At 58.2% G+C, this 22,052-nt stretch carries 22 protein-coding genes; 12 read left to right on the top strand and 10 right to left on the bottom strand.

From position 1 onward, the window contains the following. Positions 1-255: 255 nt before the first annotated feature. Positions 256-1,467: an MFS transporter gene (locus G565_RS0109825; protein WP_051207724.1), complete on the top strand. Its 1,212-nt coding sequence runs from the start codon at positions 256-258 to the stop codon at positions 1,465-1,467. 206 nt (positions 1,468-1,673) lie between these two features. Here G565_RS0109825 and recQ read toward each other — a convergent pair whose 3' ends face one another. Next, positions 1,674-3,482 carry a DNA helicase RecQ gene (gene recQ / locus G565_RS0109830; RefSeq protein WP_028670770.1) on the bottom strand — a complete coding sequence of 603 codons (1,809 nt, stop codon included), beginning with the start codon at positions 3,480-3,482 and terminating at the stop codon, positions 1,674-1,676. Positions 3,483-3,591: 109 nt separating this feature from the next. Between recQ and G565_RS0109835 the strand changes: the two genes are divergently transcribed. From G565_RS0109835 to G565_RS0109870, 8 genes are all read left to right on the top strand, one after another. Further along, positions 3,592-3,840, top strand: coding sequence for a tetratricopeptide repeat protein (locus G565_RS0109835; protein ID WP_028670771.1), 249 nt, complete (start codon positions 3,592-3,594; stop codon positions 3,838-3,840). A gap of 79 nt (positions 3,841-3,919) precedes the next feature. Beyond that, on the top strand, positions 3,920-5,509 hold the full coding sequence (locus G565_RS0109840) for an AAA family ATPase (protein ID WP_028670772.1): 1,590 nt from the start codon (positions 3,920-3,922) through the stop codon (positions 5,507-5,509). A 70-nt stretch (positions 5,510-5,579) separates the two neighbouring features. Beyond that, the gene (locus G565_RS0109845; RefSeq protein WP_028670773.1) at positions 5,580-6,512 is read left to right on the top strand and encodes a hypothetical protein; all 933 of its coding nucleotides are present in this window, start codon (positions 5,580-5,582) and stop codon (positions 6,510-6,512) included. Then, a complete protein-coding gene (locus G565_RS0109850; RefSeq protein WP_037338590.1) occupies positions 6,509-8,269 on the top strand; it encodes a hypothetical protein in 1,761 nt (586 codons plus the stop codon). Before G565_RS0109845 ends, G565_RS0109850 begins: the two co-directional genes overlap by 4 nt. Positions 8,270-8,272: 3 nt before the next feature. After that, positions 8,273-8,989: a hypothetical protein gene (locus G565_RS26005; RefSeq protein WP_051207726.1), complete on the top strand. Its 717-nt coding sequence runs from the start codon at positions 8,273-8,275 to the stop codon at positions 8,987-8,989. Then, positions 8,986-10,344 (top strand): phenylacetate--CoA ligase family protein, encoded by a 1,359-nt coding sequence (locus tag G565_RS0109860; protein ID WP_051207728.1) that lies wholly within the window; start codon positions 8,986-8,988, stop codon positions 10,342-10,344. Before G565_RS26005 ends, G565_RS0109860 begins: the two co-directional genes overlap by 4 nt. Then, positions 10,341-10,925, top strand: coding sequence for a nicotinamide riboside transporter PnuC (gene pnuC, locus G565_RS0109865; RefSeq protein WP_037338594.1), 585 nt, complete (start codon positions 10,341-10,343; stop codon positions 10,923-10,925). The genes G565_RS0109860 and pnuC overlap by 4 nt, the downstream gene beginning before the upstream one ends. After that, positions 10,898-11,908, top strand: a complete 1,011-nt coding sequence (locus tag G565_RS0109870; RefSeq protein ID WP_028670777.1) for an AAA family ATPase — start codon at positions 10,898-10,900, stop codon at positions 11,906-11,908. Before pnuC ends, G565_RS0109870 begins: the two co-directional genes overlap by 28 nt. Before the next feature lie 416 nt (positions 11,909-12,324). Here the strand turns inward: G565_RS0109870 and G565_RS0109875 are convergent, their stop codons facing one another. Then, entirely contained in the window at positions 12,325-12,798 is a 474-nt protein-coding gene (locus tag G565_RS0109875; RefSeq protein ID WP_028670778.1) for a lipocalin family protein, read from the bottom strand. 203 nt (positions 12,799-13,001) lie between these two features. On the opposite strand from G565_RS0109875, the gene G565_RS0109880 reads away from it, so the two are divergent. Both G565_RS0109880 and G565_RS0109885 read left to right on the top strand, forming a co-directional pair. After that, positions 13,002-14,690: a glycoside hydrolase family 13 protein gene (locus G565_RS0109880; RefSeq protein ID WP_028670779.1), complete on the top strand. Its 1,689-nt coding sequence runs from the start codon at positions 13,002-13,004 to the stop codon at positions 14,688-14,690. An 88-nt stretch (positions 14,691-14,778) separates the two neighbouring features. Then, entirely contained in the window at positions 14,779-15,663 is an 885-nt protein-coding gene (locus tag G565_RS0109885) for a substrate-binding periplasmic protein (protein WP_084649319.1), read from the top strand. Here the strand turns inward: G565_RS0109885 and G565_RS23705 are convergent. The 6 genes from G565_RS23705 to G565_RS26760 form a co-directional block, all read right to left on the bottom strand. Beyond that, a complete protein-coding gene (locus G565_RS23705) occupies positions 15,636-16,652 on the bottom strand; it encodes a Gfo/Idh/MocA family protein (protein WP_169579636.1) in 1,017 nt (338 codons plus the stop codon). The genes G565_RS0109885 and G565_RS23705 overlap by 28 nt on opposite strands. A 90-nt stretch (positions 16,653-16,742) precedes the next feature. Further along, complete coding sequence (locus tag G565_RS0109895) at positions 16,743-17,303, bottom strand: hypothetical protein (protein ID WP_028670781.1); 561 nt, start codon at positions 17,301-17,303, stop codon at positions 16,743-16,745. Between the two features lie 89 nt (positions 17,304-17,392). After that, positions 17,393-17,830, bottom strand: a complete 438-nt coding sequence (gene pspC, locus G565_RS0109900; protein WP_028670782.1) for an envelope stress response membrane protein PspC — start codon at positions 17,828-17,830, stop codon at positions 17,393-17,395. 18 nt (positions 17,831-17,848) lie between these two features. Then, complete coding sequence (pspB, locus tag G565_RS0109905) at positions 17,849-18,082, bottom strand: envelope stress response membrane protein PspB (protein ID WP_028670783.1); 234 nt, start codon at positions 18,080-18,082, stop codon at positions 17,849-17,851. Between the two features lie 42 nt (positions 18,083-18,124). Further along, complete coding sequence (gene pspA / locus G565_RS0109910) at positions 18,125-18,805, bottom strand: phage shock protein PspA (protein ID WP_028670784.1); 681 nt, start codon at positions 18,803-18,805, stop codon at positions 18,125-18,127. 59 nt (positions 18,806-18,864) lie between these two features. Next, positions 18,865-19,032 (bottom strand): hypothetical protein, encoded by a 168-nt coding sequence (locus tag G565_RS26760; protein ID WP_157600046.1) that lies wholly within the window; start codon positions 19,030-19,032, stop codon positions 18,865-18,867. 217 nt (positions 19,033-19,249) lie between these two features. On the opposite strand from G565_RS26760, the gene pspF reads away from it, so the two are divergent. Beyond that, positions 19,250-20,251, top strand: coding sequence for a phage shock protein operon transcriptional activator (gene pspF, locus G565_RS0109920; RefSeq protein WP_028670785.1), 1,002 nt, complete (start codon positions 19,250-19,252; stop codon positions 20,249-20,251). A 43-nt stretch (positions 20,252-20,294) separates the two neighbouring features. On the opposite strand, the gene glnK is transcribed toward pspF, so the two are convergent. Then, positions 20,295-20,633: a P-II family nitrogen regulator gene (gene glnK, locus G565_RS0109925; RefSeq protein ID WP_028670786.1), complete on the bottom strand. Its 339-nt coding sequence runs from the start codon at positions 20,631-20,633 to the stop codon at positions 20,295-20,297. 191 nt (positions 20,634-20,824) lie between these two features. Continuing rightward, positions 20,825-22,042 (bottom strand): ammonium transporter, encoded by a 1,218-nt coding sequence (locus tag G565_RS0109930; protein WP_028670787.1) that lies wholly within the window; start codon positions 22,040-22,042, stop codon positions 20,825-20,827. Positions 22,043-22,052: the final 10 nt, after the last annotated feature.

Raw genomic sequence — 22,052 nt, forward strand, 5'->3', positions numbered from 1 at the left:
TCCGAAGGGCCTTGAATACCGGCCACTTTCATTGATCACCATTCGCACACTATGCCAGCAGAATAGTCGCAGATACTGATCAGGATCAATCCGAATGCAGGGTCGGTCTGAAGTAATGGCCCCAAGCCCTGCCTTTTGTCAAGACAACGCAAGCTGTGCTACCGTTCATAACTCTCCCGACGGTGTTCTTCACCGTCCAGCGGTTACCCGCTTATTAAACGCCCGCTGTGGCACTCTTTGTTCAGGAATTTTCTCGTGATACGTGGTTATGTTGACGTGCTTCGGTCTTACTGGCCGATGCTGCTGTTCGGGTTGCTGACGGTTTTTTTCGGTAACTTTGGTCAGTCGTTTTTTATCAGCTGGTTTGGCGCGCCGATTCAGGAAAAGCTCGGTTTGTCGGCGTCTGCCTATGGGTCGGCCTACTCGGTCGCAACCCTGGTCAGCGGACTGACCATCATGTCCATTGGCGGTCTGGTCGACAAGCTATCGCTTCGGCTGTTTGTCACCCTGATTGCACTGGGTTTATGCACTGCCAGCTTATTAATGTGGCAGATGAATTCGCTATTCAGCCTGGTCATCGCCCTCTTTATGCTCCGCTTTTTCGGCCAGGGCCTGATGCCGCATACCGCCATGACGGTCATGGGTCGTTACTTCTCCATCAACCGGGGTAAGTCGATCAGCATTGCCGGCAATGGCGTGCCGCTGGGCGAAATGATTCTGCCCAGCTTGCTGGTGCTGATCATCGCTTTGGTGGGCTGGCAAAACAGCTGGTTGGTTGTAGCCTGCCTGATCGCCGGCTTGTATCTGCCAACGGCGCACTGGCTACTGAGCAAAGCAGGACCCAGTGAAGTGGAAAGACTCGGCGTGGAAAAGCGACTGCGCCCGGACGATGTTCCCGATGGCTCGCGTCGCACCGTTCTGAAAGACAAACGCTTCTGGCTGGCACTGCCTTTGTTGCTGGCACCGGGTTTTATCGTAACCGGCATCTTCATTCAGCAAGCATTTATCCTGGGTGAGAAAGGCTGGAGTACTGGGCTATTCGCCACCAGTTTTATCGTTTACGGCGGCGTTCACTGGCTGTCTTCGCTGGTGACCGGCACCCTGGTCGACCGCTACTCAGCCGCCCGATTGTTGATTTTTCTGGGCGTCCCACTCTTTGTTGGTTTACTACTCGCCGGTACCTTTGAAGGTAACTGGGTCGTGTTCATCATGATGACCATGCTCGGCATCGGCATCGGCATGACCGGCACCATCATGAACGCCCTCTGGGCCGAGATTTACGGCACCACCCACCTTGGCGCCATTCGCTCGCTGATCACCGCGCTCGGCGTGATCAGCACGGCTGCTTCCCCGGCTCTGCTGGGCGTGATGATCGATGCTGGCATCAGTGCCTCAGTCCTCTTGTGGTCAATGGCCGCCTATGTGCTGGTGGCTCTGGTACTGGCCAGGCAGTCGTTTCGGGTTTAACGATTGGCCAAGCTTGTTTATTGAGTTGCCACATGCCCAGTGCTGGCTATCGGGTATGTCTGGTTGGGGTAGTCCGCAGCAGGGATGCTGCGGCCTAGGCTCCATGGACGGATCTACGCCGACCCCAACCAGACATACCCGGTGGCCAGCACGAACGCCAGGCACAAAAGCATACCTTACGAGTAGCAAACCCAACCTCAACATCCTCAGGCTGTCTGCTGCTCAGTAAACACAGCCAAAAAAGCCGCCCCGTAACGCTCCAGCTTACTGTCACCGACTCCGGAGACTGAGCGCATGTCATCCAGGCTTTGCGGTCGCAATGCCAGCATGTCTTTCAGGGTTTTGTCGTGAAACACCATGAAGGGGGCCAGATTGTGCTCCAGGGCAAGCTGACGACGCACTTCGCGCAGGGCTTCCCAGAGTGGCTGGTCTTCACTGGCAATGTCGTCACTGACTTTCGCCTTGCGTTCACCACTGGCCTTAATGGGCGTTGCATCGCGACGCAGAGCGAGGTGCTGCTCACCTTTTAAAACCGGCCGACAGGCATCCGTCAGCTGCAATCCACCAAAACCTTCCGGGTCCACATTGAGGTAACCCAGCGCCACCAATTGGCGCAACACCGAGCGCCAGTCATTGGCGCTGAGATCCTTGCCAATGCCATAGGTCGACAATTGGTCATGGCCAAAACGGCGCAGCTTTTCGTTTTCGCTGCCGCGCAATACATCAATAATGTGGTTGGCGCCGAAGCGCTGACCGGTGCGGTACACGCAAGACAAAGCCTTGCGTGCCGCGTCAGTGGCATCCCAGGTTTCAACCGGCTCAATGCAGGTATCGCAATGGCCGCAAGGCTGCTCCAGATGTTCATCAAAATAGCGCAGCAACACCTGACGGCGACAGGTGGTCACTTCACACAGGCCCAGCATGGCGTTCAGGCGCTGCTGTTCATAGCGTTGGTGCTCATCGCTGCCGGTCGACTGGGCCATCATCTGGCGCAGTTTGACCACATCCTCAAAGCCATAGAGCAACAAGGCCGTTGACGGTTCCCCATCCCGGCCGGCCCGGCCGGTTTCCTGATAGTAGGCTTCAATGCTTTTGGGCAGGTCCAGATGCACCACAAAGCGCACATCCGGTTTATCGATGCCCATACCGAACGCGATGGTCGCCACCATGATAATGCCGTCTTCACGCAAGAAACGGGACTGGTGATCCTGGCGAATATCGGCCGACAAGCCCGCGTGATAGGGCAAGGCGTTATAGCCCTGCGTGCGCAGCCAATCAGCGGTTTGCTCCACTTTTTTGCGCGACAGACAGTACACAATGCCCGCCTGCTTTTCGGGCGTTTGCTTCAGGAACGCCAGCAACTGCTTACGCGGTGTTTGCTTGGGCTGAATCCGGTAGAAAATATTGGGCCGGTCGAAACCGCTGATAAAGGACGGTGCATCCAGCAAGCCCAGCCGCTGTTGAATGTCTTGCCGGGTGCGCTGGTCGGCCGTAGCGGTCAGCGCTATGCGCGGTATCGCGGGAAACTCTCGCTGCAACACATCCAGTTTCAAATAATCGGCCCGGAAATCGTGACCCCATTGCGATACACAGTGAGCTTCGTCAATCGCAAACAGGCTGAGATTGGCGACTTTAAGGAGCTCAAGAGTTCGCGGTTGCAACAGACGCTCGGGCGCGATGTACAGCAAATCGATTTCACCGGCCAGCAAGGCCGTTTCCGTTTGTTGAACGGCATCGAACGAGAGCGTCGAATTAAGAAACCCGGCGCGTACGCCCAGCTCCCGCAAAGCGCTGACCTGATCCTGCATCAGCGCGATCAGCGGTGAAATCACCACGCCGGTGCCGGGTCGTACCAGAGCCGGAATCTGATAACACAGGGATTTGCCGCCCCCGGTGGGCATCAGCACCAGTGCATCCTGCCCCGAGACCAGGGCTTCGATTACGGCTTGCTGCGGGCCACGGAAGGCATCGAAGCCAAAGACGTGGTTGAGAACGGAGAGAGGGGTTTGAGTCATGACCTCAGTATACCTAAAGCCGGAGGCGCCAACAGGGTCGAAAAGCGAGCATTCGTGCCGAATCGATCACAGAGCTATACTCCGTTCACTGAAAACAGGAGAGTAGCTTATGGGTTTTGCTGGCGTAGGCGCCATTATGCTGACCCTGGTGTTGATCGTTTACCTGCGATCCATCAGTAAGCGCCCAACGTCGAAGGACCGGGCTCGCCGGACTGATCGCTGGCTGCTGGACCAGGTCGACGCGCTCGAAGGCTTTGGCCGACACCAGGATGCGATCAGGCTACTGCAACGAGCGCTTGAATCAGACCCGGAAAACCAGGCCCTGAAAGCCCGGCTTGCCCTGCTTGAAGAAGATTGACCTGCTCACCTCTGCCTTCGCCAATTAACTGGTTTCTGGCATACTGCGGCCATTCCAAGCCATCAACTTCCGGGACGTTATGAAAGGACTCAATCCATTTTCTCGACTGTCAGCGTCGCCAACCCGCCCTGCCGCGCGCAAAACACCGGACGCCGCCTTTGATGTAGCCTCCCTCGTCAACGGACCTTTTGGCGAGAGCGAAGGTGCAGAGGACGCCGTCGAAGCAACGCTGGATGAAAAACTGCGCCAGGCGTACTTCTGGATCGTCAACCATGCGGTGATCAGCCCGCACTACGACGTTGAATACAACTTGACGGCGCCCCAGCCAATACACTTCGGCGACAGCCAGACGCCGCTCTATTTGCCAACAGACCAGAGCTATTCCAGCTTTATTCTGCTCCCGCTACTGACCTTTGCCGCGCGCAGAAAGTGCCTGTTCGTCGGCGGCCCGGGCCGCGGCAAAACAGCGTCCGCCCTGCTGATGGGGCTGCTGGGCGGCTATAGCCCGAAAGACGTTCGTCGGGCCATGCAGCACGGCCATCCGCAAATGACGGTGGCTGATTTGCTGGGCAACCCCATGCCTATGGATCTGATGCAGGCCGAACAGGAATCAGACATTCGCATCAGCTGGCGCCGCTGGCTGAACATGCGCGTTAAGATCGTCGATGAGTACAATCGCATCCCGACCCGCACCCAAAGCGCACTGCTGACCGTGATGGGTGACAACTACGCTGAAATGTTCAACCAGATTTACGAGTGCCCGCCAGCGGCCTGGTACCTGACCGCCAACGACGACCAGGGCGGCGGCACCTACCCGGTGATCGAAGCACTGAAAGACCGCATTGACGTGGTTGTGCAAGCGCTGCCGTTCAACCCACGGTTTCTGGATGAACTGTTGCTGCGCATCGAAGAAGGCGTCGACCCGGCCGATTGCCTGCCGGACGCCCTGCAGTTTTCCGAGCAGGACATGGATCAGATGGAGCGGTCTATCCGCGCCGTAACCTTGCCTCCAGAACTGCGTCAGCGTCTGGAATTTTTCGCCAGTCAATTCGAATTCAGCGAATATTCCGGGCAACAGTTCGAATACAAAAGCAAAGACACCTCCCGCCTGGCTGGCGTACCGAGACACCAGCTGGCCATGCTCGAAGATGGCCGTGACCGTCTGGCCGACCTGGGCTGCCAGACGCGCAACGGCTTGTCGGTACGCAGCCTGATGTCGCTGATTGTCTATGCCAAAGCCATGGCCTTTTTCCGCGGCAACACCGAAGTTGAGCTCAACGATCTGACGCAAATACTGCCGTTTGTCCTGCATTCACGACTGTTCGCCGATGCGGATGCGCCTTTCTTTCAGCAACCCGAAAATGCCGCGTTTCTGAGCGATAAGATCGGTTGGTTGCGCCACCTGTTCAACCTCAGCTGCGCTGAATTTGAACGCCAGGGCCGGCACCGCAAAGACGACGTTGCCGAGCTCAAAGCCCAGCTCGATGAAGGCCTGGAAGGCGTTACCGACAAAGACTGCCGCAAGCGCCTGGAACAGATTGAAAGAGCCCTGAGCGAGCTGTCGAACGGCAACAAACTGTCCGGAACGGTGCACGACGACGCCATGACACTCAAATACCTGCATCAGCGCTACAGCAATTATCAGCGCTGGCTGAACAGCCAGAGTTGATCATCAATGCGTGACTTCGGGTTCATCTGGAGCCAGGGCTTACACGGGACATTGCCGTTGGACAGTGACCATGCAATCTGACTGGCTCGCACAGTACCTCACCCAACAGTCGGGCCCGCTGAATCAGGCGTATCGCCTGGCGCGGCAGGGAGATCCGGCTCATTTTGCGAACGCCTTTGGCCACTTTGTTCAGCAGGACCTAGACCCCTTGCTGGCAGCGCTGGGCCATTGGGCAGATGCCTGTAAAACCGCCTTGTGTGAGACGGCCTACCAAAGCGGCCTCACCATGGCCCGCCATGGCTGGCTCACCCCCGGGCATCAGCCGATCACCGACCGGATGTTCCAGCAAGTGCTGCCAACCTGGCTGGCCCCCTACCCTGATGCGGCACCCAGACTTCTGACTCAGTTTTTAAATACCTTGTCGCATTTGCCTGATGCCGGTCAGCAAACCCGGCTGCTCGACTACTGGGAACGCTGCTGGCCGACCCCTGACAAAACGCCCGACGCCCTGGTAATCTTCAGTTGGATGTCCGGTTTGCCCCAATACCGACAAGCCGCCATCGCCGTTTTGCAGCATCATCCCGACTGGCTTGAAGCACTGGGCATGGGCAACGCCGCAGCGTTCGAGCATCCCTGGTGGCAGGGCAAGACGCTGCAGTGGCACCGCGACCCGGCTCAACTGGGCGCTTCACACTGGCTGGGAGGCGACTTTCCCGGCAGACCCCGATTACTGATCGCCCCGGGCATGACTCTGGTCCAGGCAGGGCAGGAATACTGGCACCTGCACGCCGATGCTTTCGGCCAGGTATTGCTACCCACGGCCTACAGGCATCCGTTGCTACTGCCCGTCCCCGACTGCAAGCAGCTCCCAGCCGAACTGAGTCCGCTCTGGCAGGAAACCGAAATGCCCCGCCAATGCCTGGAACGCCGCCATGACTGGGTTGTCAGTTTTCACGCGAGCTACCGATTGCTGGTGATTCCAAAGATCGGAGATCGATCATGAACGAGCTGCACGCGTGGCAACAAAACTGGTACCCGGCGTTGCAGCTATGGAGTGATCACCTGCAATTGCAGGAGCCACTCTGGTTGTTTGATGTTGAGGAAACTCGCTCGGCCGGGCTGACCGACAACATCGCCGCCATTCGGCTGACCTCGCAACGGGTTATGGTGAACCTACCCATGGTGGAAGAGCGCGGTCTAGCTGACTACGCCCTGGAAATTCTCGCGCACGAAATTGGTCACCATGTATATGCACCGGCAAACATGACCCGGCATTTGCAGTTGTTGGGCGTCATCCGTCGAGCGCTGCCGAGCATGGAACCGCAGGCGCCGCTGGTCGCCAATCTGTATACCGATTTATTGATCAACCACCGGCTGCAGCGCCAGACCCGCTGCCGGATGGACCAACTTTACCAGAGACTGAGTACAGGCTCCGGCAGCCCGATCTGGGCTCTGTACATGCGGATCTACGAACGCCTATGGCAACTGGCACCGGGAACGCTGACACCCGCCGACATCAGCCCAGAAATGGACGGGGACGCCTGGCTTGGCAGTCGCATCATCAAGGTCTACAGCAAAGACTGGCTCACCGGCGCCAGTCGCTTCGCCAGCCTGTTGCTCAGTTACCTGATCGACGAAGCTGAATCCGTGCAGGCCACCTTTGCCCCCCTGGAAGATACCGCCGATGCCGGCCAGGGGTATCAGGGAACCGGCGTGATCGATCTGCCCTCGATCGACAACGTGCACCCAAGCCGTGATACCGAACTGACCGATCTGCCAGATAGCACTGACCCAGAAACCCCGGCAGCGGGCAACACCCAGCCCGCCAGAACCGGCGGACAGGCACTGGAACCACAGGATGCCTTCGACATACTCAAAGCCGCTGGCGTCGACCTGACCCGCCATGAGTCGGCCGTGCGTTATTATCGCGACGCCGTCTGCCCTTATTTGCTGCCATTTCCGGCTCGACCTATGCCCACCCCCGGAGAAACCCTGCGCGAAGGCCTTGAGACCTGGCAGGCCGGAGACGACCCAGCCGACATTGACTGGTTCGCCACCCTGCTGGCTGGGAATCCGCCGATTCCCGGTTTTACCACCCAAAAAGCCGTGTATGGGCAAGACAGTCCGGACACCCGGCACGATCAGCCCTGCGACCTGGATCTGTACGTCGACAGCTCCGCCTCCATGCCCAACCCCCAGCAGCAAATCTCCTATCCGGCGCTGGCCGGTGCCCTGCTCTGTGTGTCTGCCCTCAGGGCCGGGGCGGCCGTGCAAGTTACCTTATGGAGTGGCGCGCACCAGTGCCTGGCTACCGAAGGCTTTATTCGCAACGAGACTGAGGCATTACGGGTGCTGACGGGTTTCTTTGGCGGCATGACCAGTTTTCCGCTGAAACAGCTGCGCACCACCTACGCCCAGCCCCGCAAAACACCGACACAGGTCGTGGTGCTCTCCGACGACGGCATCAGCTCCCTGTTTGAAGACGACGAAGCCGGCACGCCCGGTGAGCAGATCAGTGCGCTGACGCTGAACCATTGCCAGGGTGCCGGCCACTGGGTACTGGACCTGCCATACGATCTCGACAGCCCTCAACTGCAGCGCTCTGCCTGGATGAAATCGGCGGTGGAGCGCATTCAGCAAGGCCAACAACAGGGCTGGCAGGTTCACCGGGTCGACGGGCTGGCGCCCATGCTCCAGTTCGCCCGCGAGTTTTCCAGCCAGTATTATGGCGCTGGCGCTGCCTCAACCGGAGGGCAATAACGCATGTCCGACTTACCATTAGGCCCCGCCATGCATCACCTGCACCAGAGACTGCTGGCTTACCCGGAAACGTCCAGCCCCCGGGGAGCCGACCTGCTCGCGCTGCTGCATGACCTGATACGTCGACTGGACCCCAGCGTCACAGCCGAAGCCCTGGCGCCACTGACCAACCTGCCTCTTTGTCAGCCCGAACCGGCTAGCTCGGTGGTAGAGCTGAGTGAATCCGAATTCGCCCGACTCTACCAACAGTACGAGGCTCTCGATGCCACTCAGTTGGCCGCCCTGGAACAACCGTTTCAGTCAGCACTCGAACAGCACGACCTGGCCTACACGGTGACAGAGCCCACCGGCGCGCCCCATGTCCTGATGCTGATGGTCTGGCTTTTGGCCGACGATGCCTTTACCGACACCAGGGTATTTGCCACTGACCTGGTCAATTTACTGCTTTCAGCCGATACCCTCATGGCCCACACCCACCCCAACCGGCAGGATGAAGACCAGCGCGAGGAACTGATTCGGCTGACGCTCAATGGCCTGGGCCAGAAACCCCAGGGTGAAACCGATCGACAAGCGCAGGATCGCCTGCTGATGGTCAGTTCGACCGAACGCGCCCGGGTAGTCGCCGCCTCACGCGCGGCAGAAGAACGCGCCGAAGCCATCCGCCAGGCACTGGCAGAAAAGCGAGCCCGTGAAGCCGCCGACAAGTACACACGCGAATGACAACGAGCCCGATCACAGAGCCCTTGCAAACCGCGCCCTGGGCAGACCACGAACGCCTGCCCGGGCTGACTCCAAGAGCGGCGAGCCGCTTGCGTCAGTGCCTGGAGCATCCGGATGCGCCGCAATTCAGCGGGCGCAGCGGCCACCGGCTTTCCGCGCAAGCCATCCGGCAATTGCAGGCCGACAAAGCCGCCCTGCAGCAGCCCGATCTACCCTGGTTAACGGCCTTTCTGGCCCGGTGCCGCCAGCAGGTACCCCATTACCGGGCCTACCCCTGGCATGCTGGCTTTGTAAACCTGCCCTGCAGTGACCGAAATGACCTCAGCCAGGATATCGCTGCCTTCGTACCCGACGACATCGACCCGGCAGAGCTGATTGCCTATGAAACCAGCGGTACCACGGGGCACCCGCTGACCGTGCCCTCCCTGCCCCTGGTCGCCGCGCGCTATCACTGCTTTCACGAGCGCATTCTCAGCTGGCACGGTATTGATCTGCAGTCACTGCCCGGAACCACCGGCGTGATGCTGGTCGGCGACCAACAACGGTGCTTTACCTACGCCTCGGTCTTGCCCTATTGGGATGATAAAGTGCTGCTGAAAACCAACCTCAACCCAGCCGACTGGCCCACACCGGAGGCTCGAGGCCGCTACATCGATGCCTGTAAGCCACAGTTGATCACTGGCGACCCGCGTAGCCTGAGCACTCTGTTGAGCCTCGATTTCAATCACCGCCCGGCCGCGATTCTGTCGACGTCGATGACACTGCTGGGGGGCCTTAAAGACCGGTTGGCCGCGCGTTTTCAATGCCCGGTGATCAACCTCTACTCGATGAACGAAGCCGGGCCAATCGCGGCCGATGATGGCAGCGGCCAGGGGCTGCGGCTGGTTCAGTCAGCCATGACAGTGGAAATACTGGATCGTCAGGGCCACCCGGTTTCTGCGCCGAACGGTCGCGGCGAAATCACCCTGACCGGCGGTTTCAACCCCTGCCTGCCGCTGCTACGCTACCGCACCGGTGACTATGCCTGCCTGGTGGAAGACGACCAGGGGCGGCGCTACCTGCGTCAGTTGGATGGCCGGCCGCCGGTACGTTACAAGACAGTCAGAGGTTGGCTGAACAACGTCGACATAACCCACCTGCTGCAACCATTCGGCCTCGCCCAGTATCAACTGCATCAGGATCAGCAAGGCGGACTGACGCTGACGGTGGTGGGTGACCCCGATCACGCTGCGCTCGCAAGCACATTGGGCACCGCCTTTGGCACCGACTGCCCGATCCGGGTCGGCCCTTTGCAAACCGACACCGACAAACTCATTCAATACACCAGCCACTACCCCGGAGCCCACGACGGATGACCAGCCTGACCTTGCTGGAATACAGCGCCAATGCCTTTTTTTTGAGCAGTGTCTTTCTCGCCGCCCGCAACAACCGCCACACCTGGACGCTCGGTATCGTCGGGTGCGTGCTGTTTGGTGTGCTGTTTTACCAGGTTCAACTCTATGCCGACGCAACCCTGATGGTGTTTTACATCGGCACCAGTGTGATTGGCTGGCAACAGTGGCAGCGGGGCGGCAGTGCCGCAGAGATTCAGCGCACACCCTGGCTGCAGCTCGAGCTATTCAGCCTTGCAGCCCTGGCCACCCTAGTGGGGTATGGCTACATTCTGCACCTCAATACCGACGCCTACGCCCCCTTTGCCGACTCGGCCATTCTGGCGTTCAGCGTGCTGGCGCAATTGCTGTTGATGAAGCGTCGCATAGAAACCTGGTGGTTCTGGCTTGTCGTCAACACCATCGCCGTCCCACTCTATGCATCCCGCGGCCTGAACCTGACCGCCATTGTGTACGTGGGTTTCTGGCTCAATGCCTGCTATGGCCTCTGGCGCTGGCACCGTGAATTGAGGGACGAATGTCTCAGCATTTCCGAACCGGTTTAGTCGTCGGCAAATTTTCACCCTTGCATGCCGGTCATCGTTACCTGCTCGCGAGTGCCGGGGCAGCGTGCGACCGGCTCATCGTGCTCAGCTATTCACGACCCGAGTTTGCCGGCTGCACCGCTGACTTGCGCCGCCAATGGCTATCGCAAGCGACACCGACTGCCGAACACCGGATACTCGACGCAGCCGATGCCGTACGTCTGGGTCTGACGATGCCGCCCAACGACGCCAGCGATGACCGCCAGCGCCAGTTTTGCGCCGACCTGATCGACCGTTGCCTACAAACGCCGGTCGATGCGGTATTCAGCAGCGAAGATTATGGTCAGGGTTTCGCTGATGCGCTTTCAGCCCATTGGCGCCGACCGGTCGCATCCGTCGTGGTAGACCGTCACCGGGCCCGCTTTCCGGTCAGCGGATCCAAACTTCGCGCCGACCCCGACCCGGACTGGGTCGCCCCCTCCGTCTACGCCGCCCAGACGTGCCAGCGCATCGCGCTGATCGGTGCCGAATCAACCGGAAAAACCGTGCTGAGCCAGTGGCTGGCTGAGCAAAAAGGCTGGCCCTGGGTGGCTGAGTTTGGACGCGAGTTCTGGCACGAGCGCGGCGGCACCCTGACCTCCGCTGACTTGCTCACCATTGCCCGCACTCAGGTGGCGCGGGAGAATCGGGCCATAGAACAGGCTCTGAACGACGGACTCAACGGCATTGTCTGCGACACAACGCCACTGACGACGCTGATCTATCACCAACTCATGTTCGAAACCCCGCCTCCTGCCGAGCTGGTGGCCCTGGCCGAGCGCCCTTACCACCAGCTTTGGCTGTGCACCGCCGACTTCCCCATGGTGCAGGATGGCACCCGCAGCCCGGAAGCTTTTCGTCAGCAACAGCAAGCCATCTATTACACAGAACTGACGCATCGCGGACTGAATCATCAGGCACTGACTGGCCCTCTAACCCGGCGACAACAACGACTGATCTCGTGACAATGGCAGTGGCCCGGCGTCAGCATGACCGAACCTGAGCCGCACAGCGCATCTGACCGATGAGGCCAGCATCCTGCTGCGCCAAGGCGACGCCGACGTAGCTGACGCCTTCATCTCCTCCCGACTGACGCCCGGCACCCAGATAAACCTGGGTGGACTACCCACAGGCATTCATCGTAAGGCGATCAGTGACCGGGCGATGCCTAGTGGTTACTATGAGTCCAGCCCACAGGACAAAGCATTTAATCAAGCCTAAAAAACCACCATACCGAGTGCCGGCTGCCGGGTAGGCCTAACCGGGGAAGTCTGAGGCATGGATGCCGAAGCCTAGGCCCCATGGACGGGTTTATGCCGGCCCCGGTTAGGCCTATCCGGTGGTCGGCACGGACTCTCCGGCACTGAATAGGCATAGACCACTAACGAGTGCAGGTCACCGTCGTCGCATCGGCTTCATTGGTGCGCTCGACCAGACGATTCCGGGTCAGCTCGACAATGGTGCTGACAGACTCGGATTCCTGCATCATGCCGGCTTCCATTTGCGGAATCATCATGTCCACCATGGGGTTAGGCTCGCCCAGGTTGACGGCGCTGACAGCGGTGGTAGTCGTGGTCAACTGGTCGCCTTGCAAAGACCAATTACCAGAGCCTTGAACGCCCAGGTTCATCGGGTCCATCGACGGGACCTCCATGTTCATGGTCATATCATACTCAGCGCTGCGGTTGGCGCGGTAATTGACCTTCAACTGCATATCGAGGGCGACGCCATCGGTGGTTTCCGAGTAATCGCAGTTCCACGTACCCACCAGCAATTCAGGGTCAGGCTCGGCAAGTGCCAGAGGAGCCAGGGACGCGACCAGCAGGCCTGCGGTGAACGTTGCAATCGGTTTCATGAGTCTTCCTTAACGGATAAATGGAGCCTGAGTATAACCATTCGAGCGTAGATTGTTCAGGACCCGTCTCACAATAGTCACACGCCGATCCACTGGGTTATGTGACACTGTGTGGGGTTGATTCTGCGCAAGGTTGAGCGTTGAAGGCTTCATTTTCCGGGTCGGCTTCATTACTCTGCGCTCAAATGTCACAGGAACACCCCTTGAATACAGCTTTCCCGACACAGACATCCGAACGCACCTGGTGGAAAGAAGCCGTGGTGTACCAGATTTACCCGCGCAGCTTCATGGACAGCAATGGCGATGGCATTGGCGACCTGAATGGCATCATCAGCAAGCTCGACTATTTGCAGGAGCTGGGAGTGACGGTGCTCTGGCTGTGCCCGATATTCACATCACCCAATGACGACAACGGCTACGACATCAGCGACTATCAGGGCATCATGGCCGACTTCGGCACCCTGACCGACTTTGACCGCCTGTTGGAGGAGGCCCATAAAAGAGGGTTACGCATCCTGCTCGACCTGGTGCTGAACCACAGCAGTGACGAACACCCCTGGTTTGTCGAATCACGTTCATCAAAAACCAACCCCAAACGCGACTGGTACATCTGGCGCGAAGGCAAAAACGGTCAGCCGCCCAATAACTGGGAAAGCATATTCAACGAATCGGTATGGGAATACGATGCCACGACCGATGCCTATTTCATGCACGTGTTTTCGCGCAAACAGCCCGACCTGAATTGGGAAAACACCGACATGCGTGCGGCACTCTATGACATGGTGCGCTGGTGGCTCGACAAAGGGGTCGACGGCTTTCGCATTGATGCCATCTCCCACATCCGTAAACAGCCCGGCCTGCCAGACATGCCCAACCCGAACGGACTGGCAACGGTGCCCTCCGCCGCAGGGCACATGAACATCGACGGCGTCATGGATTACATCAGCGACCTGTGCGCCAACACCTTTGCCCACTACGACATCATGACCGTAGGTGAAGCCAACGGCGTCTCGGTCGATCAGGCGCCTGCCTGGGTAGCTCCCGACGCGCGCAATTTCAACATGCTGTTTCAGTTCGAACAACTCAAACTCTGGCAAACCGACGGCGCCCATGGGCTTGATCTGGCACACCTGAAACAGGTTCTCACCCGCTGGCAAAAAGGGCTCGAAGGCCAGGGCTGGAACGCCCTGTTCGTCGAGAACCACGACATTCCGCGCATCGTCTCGACCTGGGGTGACGATGCACAATACTGGCGAGAAAGTGCCACCGCCATCGCCACGCTCTACTTTTTGATGCAGGGAACGCCCTTTATATATCAGGGCCAGGAACTGGGCATGACCAACTACCCCTTTACCGAACTGGAGCAGTTCGACGATGTTGCCATTCACAACCTGGCCCGGCAACGTCGAGAGCAGGGCTGGGGGGAAGAGGACATTCTGAACAGCATCCGCGACAACGCCCGCGACAATTCACGCACCCCGATGCAATGGGACGCCACCCGGCATGGCGGCTTCACCACCGGCACTCCCTGGCTTGCCGTCAACCCTAATACCCGGCACATCAACGTCGCCAGCCAGCAATCCGATCCCGAGTCGGTACTGTCCTATTACCAGCGCCTGATTCGCCTGCGCCGGGACCACCCCACGCTAATCTATGGCCAATACGACCTGCTGCTGGAAGAACACCCGCAGGTTTTCGCCTACTGTCGTACCGCAGAGGAAAGGTTTATCGTGCTGTGCAACCTGAGCGATTCGCCGGCAGACCTGGAACACACACTGGCCGACTTTGCCGATGCACAGCTGATGCTGGGCAATCAAACAGGAGGCCGCCCTCGCTCGCTCTCGATATTGGCACCCTATGAAGCCAGGGTGTACCGGATCAGGCCCGACTAACCCGAAAGTCGGCCAACAAGACTATCGTGCACCCTGACCAGTGGCGCTATACTGAGATCTGATCCGATGACGGACTGCAGTGAGCGCCATGTCAGACACCCGACCAGCTTGCCACCCAAACCCAGCCAGGCTCTTAACAAGCAAATACCCTGCGCACATTGCTCAACACCGGGTGGCACGCCTCGTTTTACCCGGGCTACTACTCGGTGTGGCGCTGTTTCTGCCTGCGGTCACAGTGCTGGCAGAGACAGCGCCCCCCGTGCGCCTGGTGACTGGCGACCACTATGCCCCCTTCTCCGATCAGAACCTGCCCGAAGGCGGCCTGGCGACCCACCTGGTCACTTACCTGTTCGAGCAAAGCGGACAATCGGTCGAGATTGATGTGATCGACTGGTCGGCTGGCTACCAGGCCGCCCTGAATGGCGACTATGCCGGTACCTTTCCCTACATTGAATCTCAGCAGCGACTCGCCGACTTCCTGTTTTCCGATCCTTTGTTTACCGTCAGTTCCTTTGCCTATGTGGATCAGTCGAGTTCGATCAACGCCAGTAGCCCGGAAGACCTGGCTGGCCTGACACTGTGCTTGCCTGAAGGGTTTGCTCACGGGTTGGCATTGGACAAACTGGTGCTGGAGGGCTCTGTCACACGTGTAACACCACCCGATATGCGCAGTTGCTTTGCCATGCTTCAGACCGGCGAGGCTGACTTTGTGAAGATCAACCGCTACGTAGCGCGTGAACTGCTGCGCAATGCCGGCGTTGCAAATTCGGCCATCCGAGCCCTGCCCTTTCCGGTCGAAACACTGTCGATGCACTTTATTGCACCTCGTAACCAGAGCAACGCTGAACGTTTAATCGCCACGATAAACGCAGCTCTGGCAGACATGCAGCAAAACAATCAATATTCCCGGCTAATCGACGACTACCTGACGATCATCTACCCGCGTCAGATGCCTTCCAGCGCCGAACCATAGTCTGGCCCCCAGCGTTTGCGAATGCGGTCCATGACCTCCGCCAGCGCCAGAGAGTCGGCCCAGCTGTGCTCCTCACATTGCAGCAAACCCGCGTCCAGACTGCGGTTAACCGCGCTGAATTCGTAATGATAGCCCTTTCCGATCAGGGGATATTGCTGCTGCAGTACGGGCGCATCGCCAACCTGCCAGCGAGCCGCATTGGTCGCAAACCAGGGCGCTTTAACATTCACCCAGCCATTGTCGCCACTGATAGCAGCCTCGGTCGGCAACGGGAAATCCAGACTGTATGACAGGGACGCCCGGGCACCGTCGGCAAAGCGCAGCACCAAATCAGCTGAGCGATCAACACCGCTGTCACCCAGCGTCACGTCACCCTCGATTGATTCGGGCGATCCGAATAAATCGAGCGGTAGCAACAGCGGGTAGATACCGATATCGAGTAACGCGCCACCGGCCAGTTCAGGTGCGTTCAACCGATGCGCCGGGTCGGCTGGTGCGGCAAAGCCAAAGTTGGCCTGGCACTGTCGTACCTCGCCAATGCGGCCAGATTCAAGGTCAGCCAGAATCGACTGATACACAGGGCTGAACCGAGTCCATAGAGCTTCAACGCACAGCACCTGACACCGTTCAGCCGTCTCATACAGATGCCGGGTTTGTGCCGCATTGAGCGTAGCGGGCTTCTCAACCAGTACCGCCTTGCCCGCTTCCATGGCCGCAACCGCTTGCTTGAGATGGTGGGTATGAGGGCTGGCAATGTACACCACATCAATGTCATCACGCTCGAGCAGCGCATCAATATCCGCAACGGCCAGGGCAATGCCGTGCCGGTCGGCAAACGTTTGTGCACTGGCCTGGGAGCGCGAACAAACCGCAACAAATTCGCCCCCCTGGCCGTACCGGGCGTCGGCCACAAACTGATCGGCCATGCCACCGGTGCCAATGACGGCCCAGCGATAATGGGTGGTTGATTGCTCAGGGCTAGGGCTCATGCGGGACACTCCTTGGGGTCGCTCCGGACCATTATTGTTGTAGGTTTGGGCGAGCAGGCCGCTGTCAGACCAGCGGCTCCGATCAGGCATTCACTGCAGTCGCGTCACCCGGTTGATGAACCGCTGTGCCCGGGCCTCACGCTCTTCATTCTGGCCTTTGTACAACACCGATATTTTTACCCAGCCCGCGTCTGTCGCATAGAGCCGGTGGCGCTGAATCCGGTTCTCGGCGTCATACAGGGCATACCGTGCGGTCAACCCACTGCTCTGCAAGGGTTCATACACATCGCCCGCGACCTGTTCGCGGTCGGTTGCCAGCATGCGCTCCGCCAGCTCGGGCAAGGGCTGCGTCAAATCGCCCGTTTGCACCAGAAAATCCATGCCGCGACGTCGCAGGAACCAGGCCTCGGTATCAGTGCCTGGGTCTGATTGGGCGCTGGGGCTGGCTTCCCATTCAATCGTTATGGCATCGTTGACCGTGGTGGACACGTAATCGGGCTGATCGATGGGTTTAAGGCGGCTTGGCCATTGCAAATACACAAAGCCAATCAGTAAGACAAGCACGACCCAAAAGGTGGGCCGGCGTATGGCGTCGCGCCAGCCAGAGACCGGAGTTTGGTCGGCTGGTGGCTCATCGGGGCGGTGCGTCACAGCGGGTTCTCTTTGATAGACAGGCTTGAATGGACTGGCCGCACTGTACCGCAATGCACGGGCACGAGCCAGTCAGACAGACCTGTCCTTCAATCCTGAATTTTCGAGAATTCCCGGTCAAGTTCGTAGCGCTTTGAAGTGACGTATTGCTCCATTCGTTCAACCCGGCTCAGCGTCCGGTTCAGTCGTTCCCTAGCCGTACTGAGCCGCTCGCTCGGGCTCTCGCCGTAGCGAAACAGATTACGCGGCCGGTCCTGATGACTGTTTTCGTCGTATTGAAACTCCTGCTGAACCGGACCCTTTGGACGCGGCGCCATAGCAACACAGGCGCCAATGTAGGCCAGCATGGTCAGGAATCCGAAGAACATCAGCCCCGCCACCACAATCAGCCGGGCGATCCAGGGTTCAATATTGAAGTGATCAGCCAAACCCGCGCAGACACCACCCAGCCAGCCATCTTTCTTGTTCCGGTACAGGTTCATGCCGAAGCCTTCGCGACGACGCTGCCAGAATTCTTTCTTAGTCATGTGAGTCTCTCCGACGTATTAGCGGTCCCGCTTCCAGCGGGGGCTGCGTTCGTCCAAAATGCCTTCCAGGGCATCGACCCGGTCGACGACCTTATCGAGTGTGCGCAGCAGGTCATCCAATTTAACCTGATCATCTTCCGACAAACCCTGTCGGGTGCGCCCCTTGTGGCGATAGTCCAGCACCAGCCAGATCGGCATCACCACCACCAGAAACAAAATGGTTGGGACAAACAAAAATTCGAAAAAATGCATGCCTTACTCCTTGCAGGCCGACCACTCAGGTCAGCCCGGGGCTCAGTTTTGTTCCGTGCGGTTTTTCATTTTAGCTTTCAGGCGTTCCAGCTCCAGGTTGACGCTGTCGTCCCGGACCAGTCCGTCGATTTCACCGGCCAGGTCGCTGCGGCCATCCTTGCCCAGATCCATCGCCTCGATCTCGCTCTCCATTGAATCCATTTTGCGCTCATAGCGCTCAAACTTCTCGAACGCATCCTGCAGTGATTCGCGCGACAGCTGTTCTTTAGCCCGGCGACGGCTCGACACCGTTTGATGCCGCATAACCATGGTTTTCTGTTTCGCTTTGGCGTCGGTCAGTTTTTGTTGAAGCTGACCAATTTCGCCGGACAGTTGTTTAAGGTGCTCATCCAGCGCCTTGAATTCCTGCTCAATGATCGCCTCTTCTTCCTCCAGCACCTGCTTTTCGGCCAGTGCCGCGCGGGCCAGATCCTCACGGTCCTTCTCCAGCGCCAGGGTCGCCTTGGCTTCCCATTCAGCGACTTCGCCGTGCAGCCGGTCGAGGCGACGTTGCGCGTCTTTCTTGTCGGCAATAATACGCGCGGAACTGCTGCGTACTTCCACCAGTGTTTCTTCCATTTCCTGAATGATCAGCCTGATCATTTTTTGCGGATCCTCAGCGCGATCCAGCAAAGCAGTCAGGTTGGAATTGACGATGTCAGTCAGTCTCGAAAATATTCCCATGCGATGTACTCCTGTTATCTAAAGACTTTCACAGTGTGCCGGCCATTCATTCGCCCGGTTTACCGGTCGGTTGAAGACCGTCCGACCCACTGGGTAATGCTCTCGTACAGCATCGTCATCCAGACGAACGTCAGTACGCCGATACCCAAGTGGGTTAAAACGGCCAGCGCGCTGCTCAGGGTAATCATCCCCATGTACAGCGGGGCGCGCGGGTTCGAAAAAAACATAACCTTGTCCCTCTGCGGTTCATTTCCTGAAAATCCCTGGCTACAGCACAGTGTCAGTGATTGTTTGCATTACCCTTTGCCTATTACAGTAACCGTGCCAACTATTTAACCCTTTGTTTTTAAAGAACTTTTTGGTTTTCACCCCAAAAGCCACTGGCCTAAAATAGCTATATAAGCTAAATTATTTAGCTATTTAAACCACTTAATGAGTTCATTCATGACTGAGCGCAGCCCGCAACGCATACTTGGTGAAAGCCCAGCGCTGTCCGACCTGCTCGACCAGGTCTCCCAGGTGGCCCCGCTGAACCGACCGGTTCTGGTCATCGGCGAACGGGGTACCGGCAAGGAACTCATCGCCGAGCGGCTGCATTTTCTGTCACAGCGCTGGCAACAACCGTTTCTCAAAATCAATTGCGGCGCCATCAGCGAATCCCTGCTCGACGCCGACCTGTTCGGTTACGAACCAGGCGCGTTCACAGGCGCCACCCGCCTGCACAAAGGCCGCTTTGAACGGGCACACGAAGGCAGTCTGTTCCTCGATGAAGTCGGCAACATGTCGCAAGCGCTGCAAGAGAAGCTGCTGCGGCTGATCGAATACGGGGAATTTGAACGCCTTGGCGGCCAGCAAACCATTACGGTCGATGTGCGCATCATCGCCGCCACCAATGAGCACCTGCCAGGCCTTGCCGCAGAAGGCCGCTTCCGCGCCGACCTGCTCGACCGCCTCGCCTTCGATGTACTCACCCTACCGCCGCTGCGCCACCGCCATGACGACATCACCCTGCTTGCCGAGCAATTCGGCATTCAAATGAGCAGTGAGCTTGGCTGGGAAGTGTTTCCGGGGTTTACCGACCGGGCACGAACAAAACTTGTTGCTCACCCGTTTTACGGCAACGTCCGTGAACTGAAAAACGCCATCGAGCGCAGCGTTTACCGCTGGGGGAATGAACAGGAACCCATTGATGATCTGGTGCTCGACCCCTTCCACTCGCCCTGGCAACCGGCAGACGAAACGACAAGCACTGGCTTTTCAGCCAACCCAAATCAGAGTTTCAGTGAACAGGTGAGCCGGTACGAAGTGGCGTTACTGGAAGGGGCACTGGATGCCAATGGCCGACATCAAGGGCAAGCTGCTGAAGCGCTGGGGCTTAGCTACCATCAGTTTCGCAGCCAGTTGAGAAAGCATGGGTTGATTGAGCAGAAGAAAGCGAACAGCTGAATGAGCAGACCGGCTGAATAACCGGTCTGGAAAGGGACGCAGACTAAACCGCGTCTTCGCCGGTCTCACCGGTCCGAATGCGGATCACTTGCTCCAGTGACGACACAAAGATTTTGCCGTCGCCGATCTTGCCGGTGTTGGCGGCTTTGGAAATCGCTTCGATAACCGATTCTACCTTGGCATCGTCGATAGCGACTTCCAGTTTGATTTTGGGCAGGAAATCGACCACATACTCGGCGCCACGGTACAGCTCGGTATGGCCTTTCTGACGACCAAAGCCTTTAACCTCGGTGACAGTGATGCCCTGAACACCCACTTCAGAGAGGGATTCTCGCACATCGTCGAGTTTGAACGGTTTAATAATGGCGGTAACAAGCTTCATGCTGAACTCCTCAGAGTAACGAAATAGCCGAGACACCCCCAGAGCATACCCTACCGGTCTGGCCGTTAACAATTCGTTCACTCAGATTGCCTCGACAGCCCCATCAGCCGGGCAATATTCAGCGCCCACAAAAAAAGGGCCCGAAGGCCCTTTTTGAAGATCAGACTGTTACCAGTCCAGCTTGCCTGATATCACTTTGAACCTGTGAACTCAGGGTAAGCGTCCATGCCGCACTCGGCAATGTCGACGCCTTCGTATTCTTCTTCCTCGGTCACACGAATGCCCATGACCGCCTTGAGAATGCCCCAGACAACCAGCGAAGCACCAAAGACCCAGACAAAGATGGTCAGCGCACCAATGAGCTGGCCAGAGAAGGTTGCCGCATCAGGATTGGTGATCGGCACCAGCAGCAGACCCAACAGACCGACTACGCCGTGTACAGAGATCGCACCGACGGGGTCATCAATCTTCATTTTATCCAGAGTGACGATGCTGAACACAACCAACAGACCACCCAATGCGCCGAAGAGTGTCGCAAGCAGAGGCGTAGGCGTAGACGGCTCAGCCGTAATAGCCACCAGGCCAGCCAGTGCACCGTTCAGGGCCATGGTCAGATCCGCTTTCTTGAACCAGAGGCGTGCCAGGATCAGGGCGGCAATTGAACCACCAGCAGCAGCAGCGTTGGTGTTCAGGAACACCAGAGCAACGGCGTTGGCGCTCTCGGCATCAGCCACTTTCAAGACCGAACCACCGTTGAACCCGAACCAGCCCATCCACAGGATGAAGGTACCCAGGGTAGCCAGCGGCAGGTTGGAGCCCGGGATCGCGTTGATTTCGCCGTTTTTGCCATACTTGCCTTTACGAGCACCCAGCAGCAGTACGCCAGCGAGTGCAGCCGATGCACCTGCCATGTGAACGATGCCAGAACCCGCAAAGTCGCTGAAGCCCAGGTCGCCCAGGGTGTACATACCAAAGACGGCAGCACCGCCCCAGGTCCAGGAGCCTTCCAGCGGGTAGATGACGCCAGTCATCACGACGGCAAACACCAGGAACGCCCACAGCTTCATCCGCTCGGCAACCGCACCGGAGATGATCGACATGGCCGTGGCAACAAACACCACCTGGAAGAAGAAGTCAGAAGACGGTGAATAGTAACCGTCGCCAATCTCAGTAATGCCTGACAGGAAAAAACCACCGTCATACATGATGGCGTAACCGCAGATCAGGTACATGGTGCAGGAAATCGCATAGAGCGCGACGTTTTTAGTCAGAATCTCAGTGGTGTTCTTGGCACGAACCAGGCCGGCTTCGAGCATGGAAAAGCCAGCGGCCATCCACATGACCAGAGCACCACAAATCAGAAAGTAAAAGGTATCGAGTGCGTATTGTACTTGCGTCAATTCGTTCATTTTTCAGTCT

The organism is Saccharospirillum impatiens DSM 12546, from assembly GCF_000423605.1.
In the GTDB taxonomy this organism is placed as follows: Bacteria; Pseudomonadota; Gammaproteobacteria; order Pseudomonadales; family Natronospirillaceae; genus Saccharospirillum; species Saccharospirillum impatiens.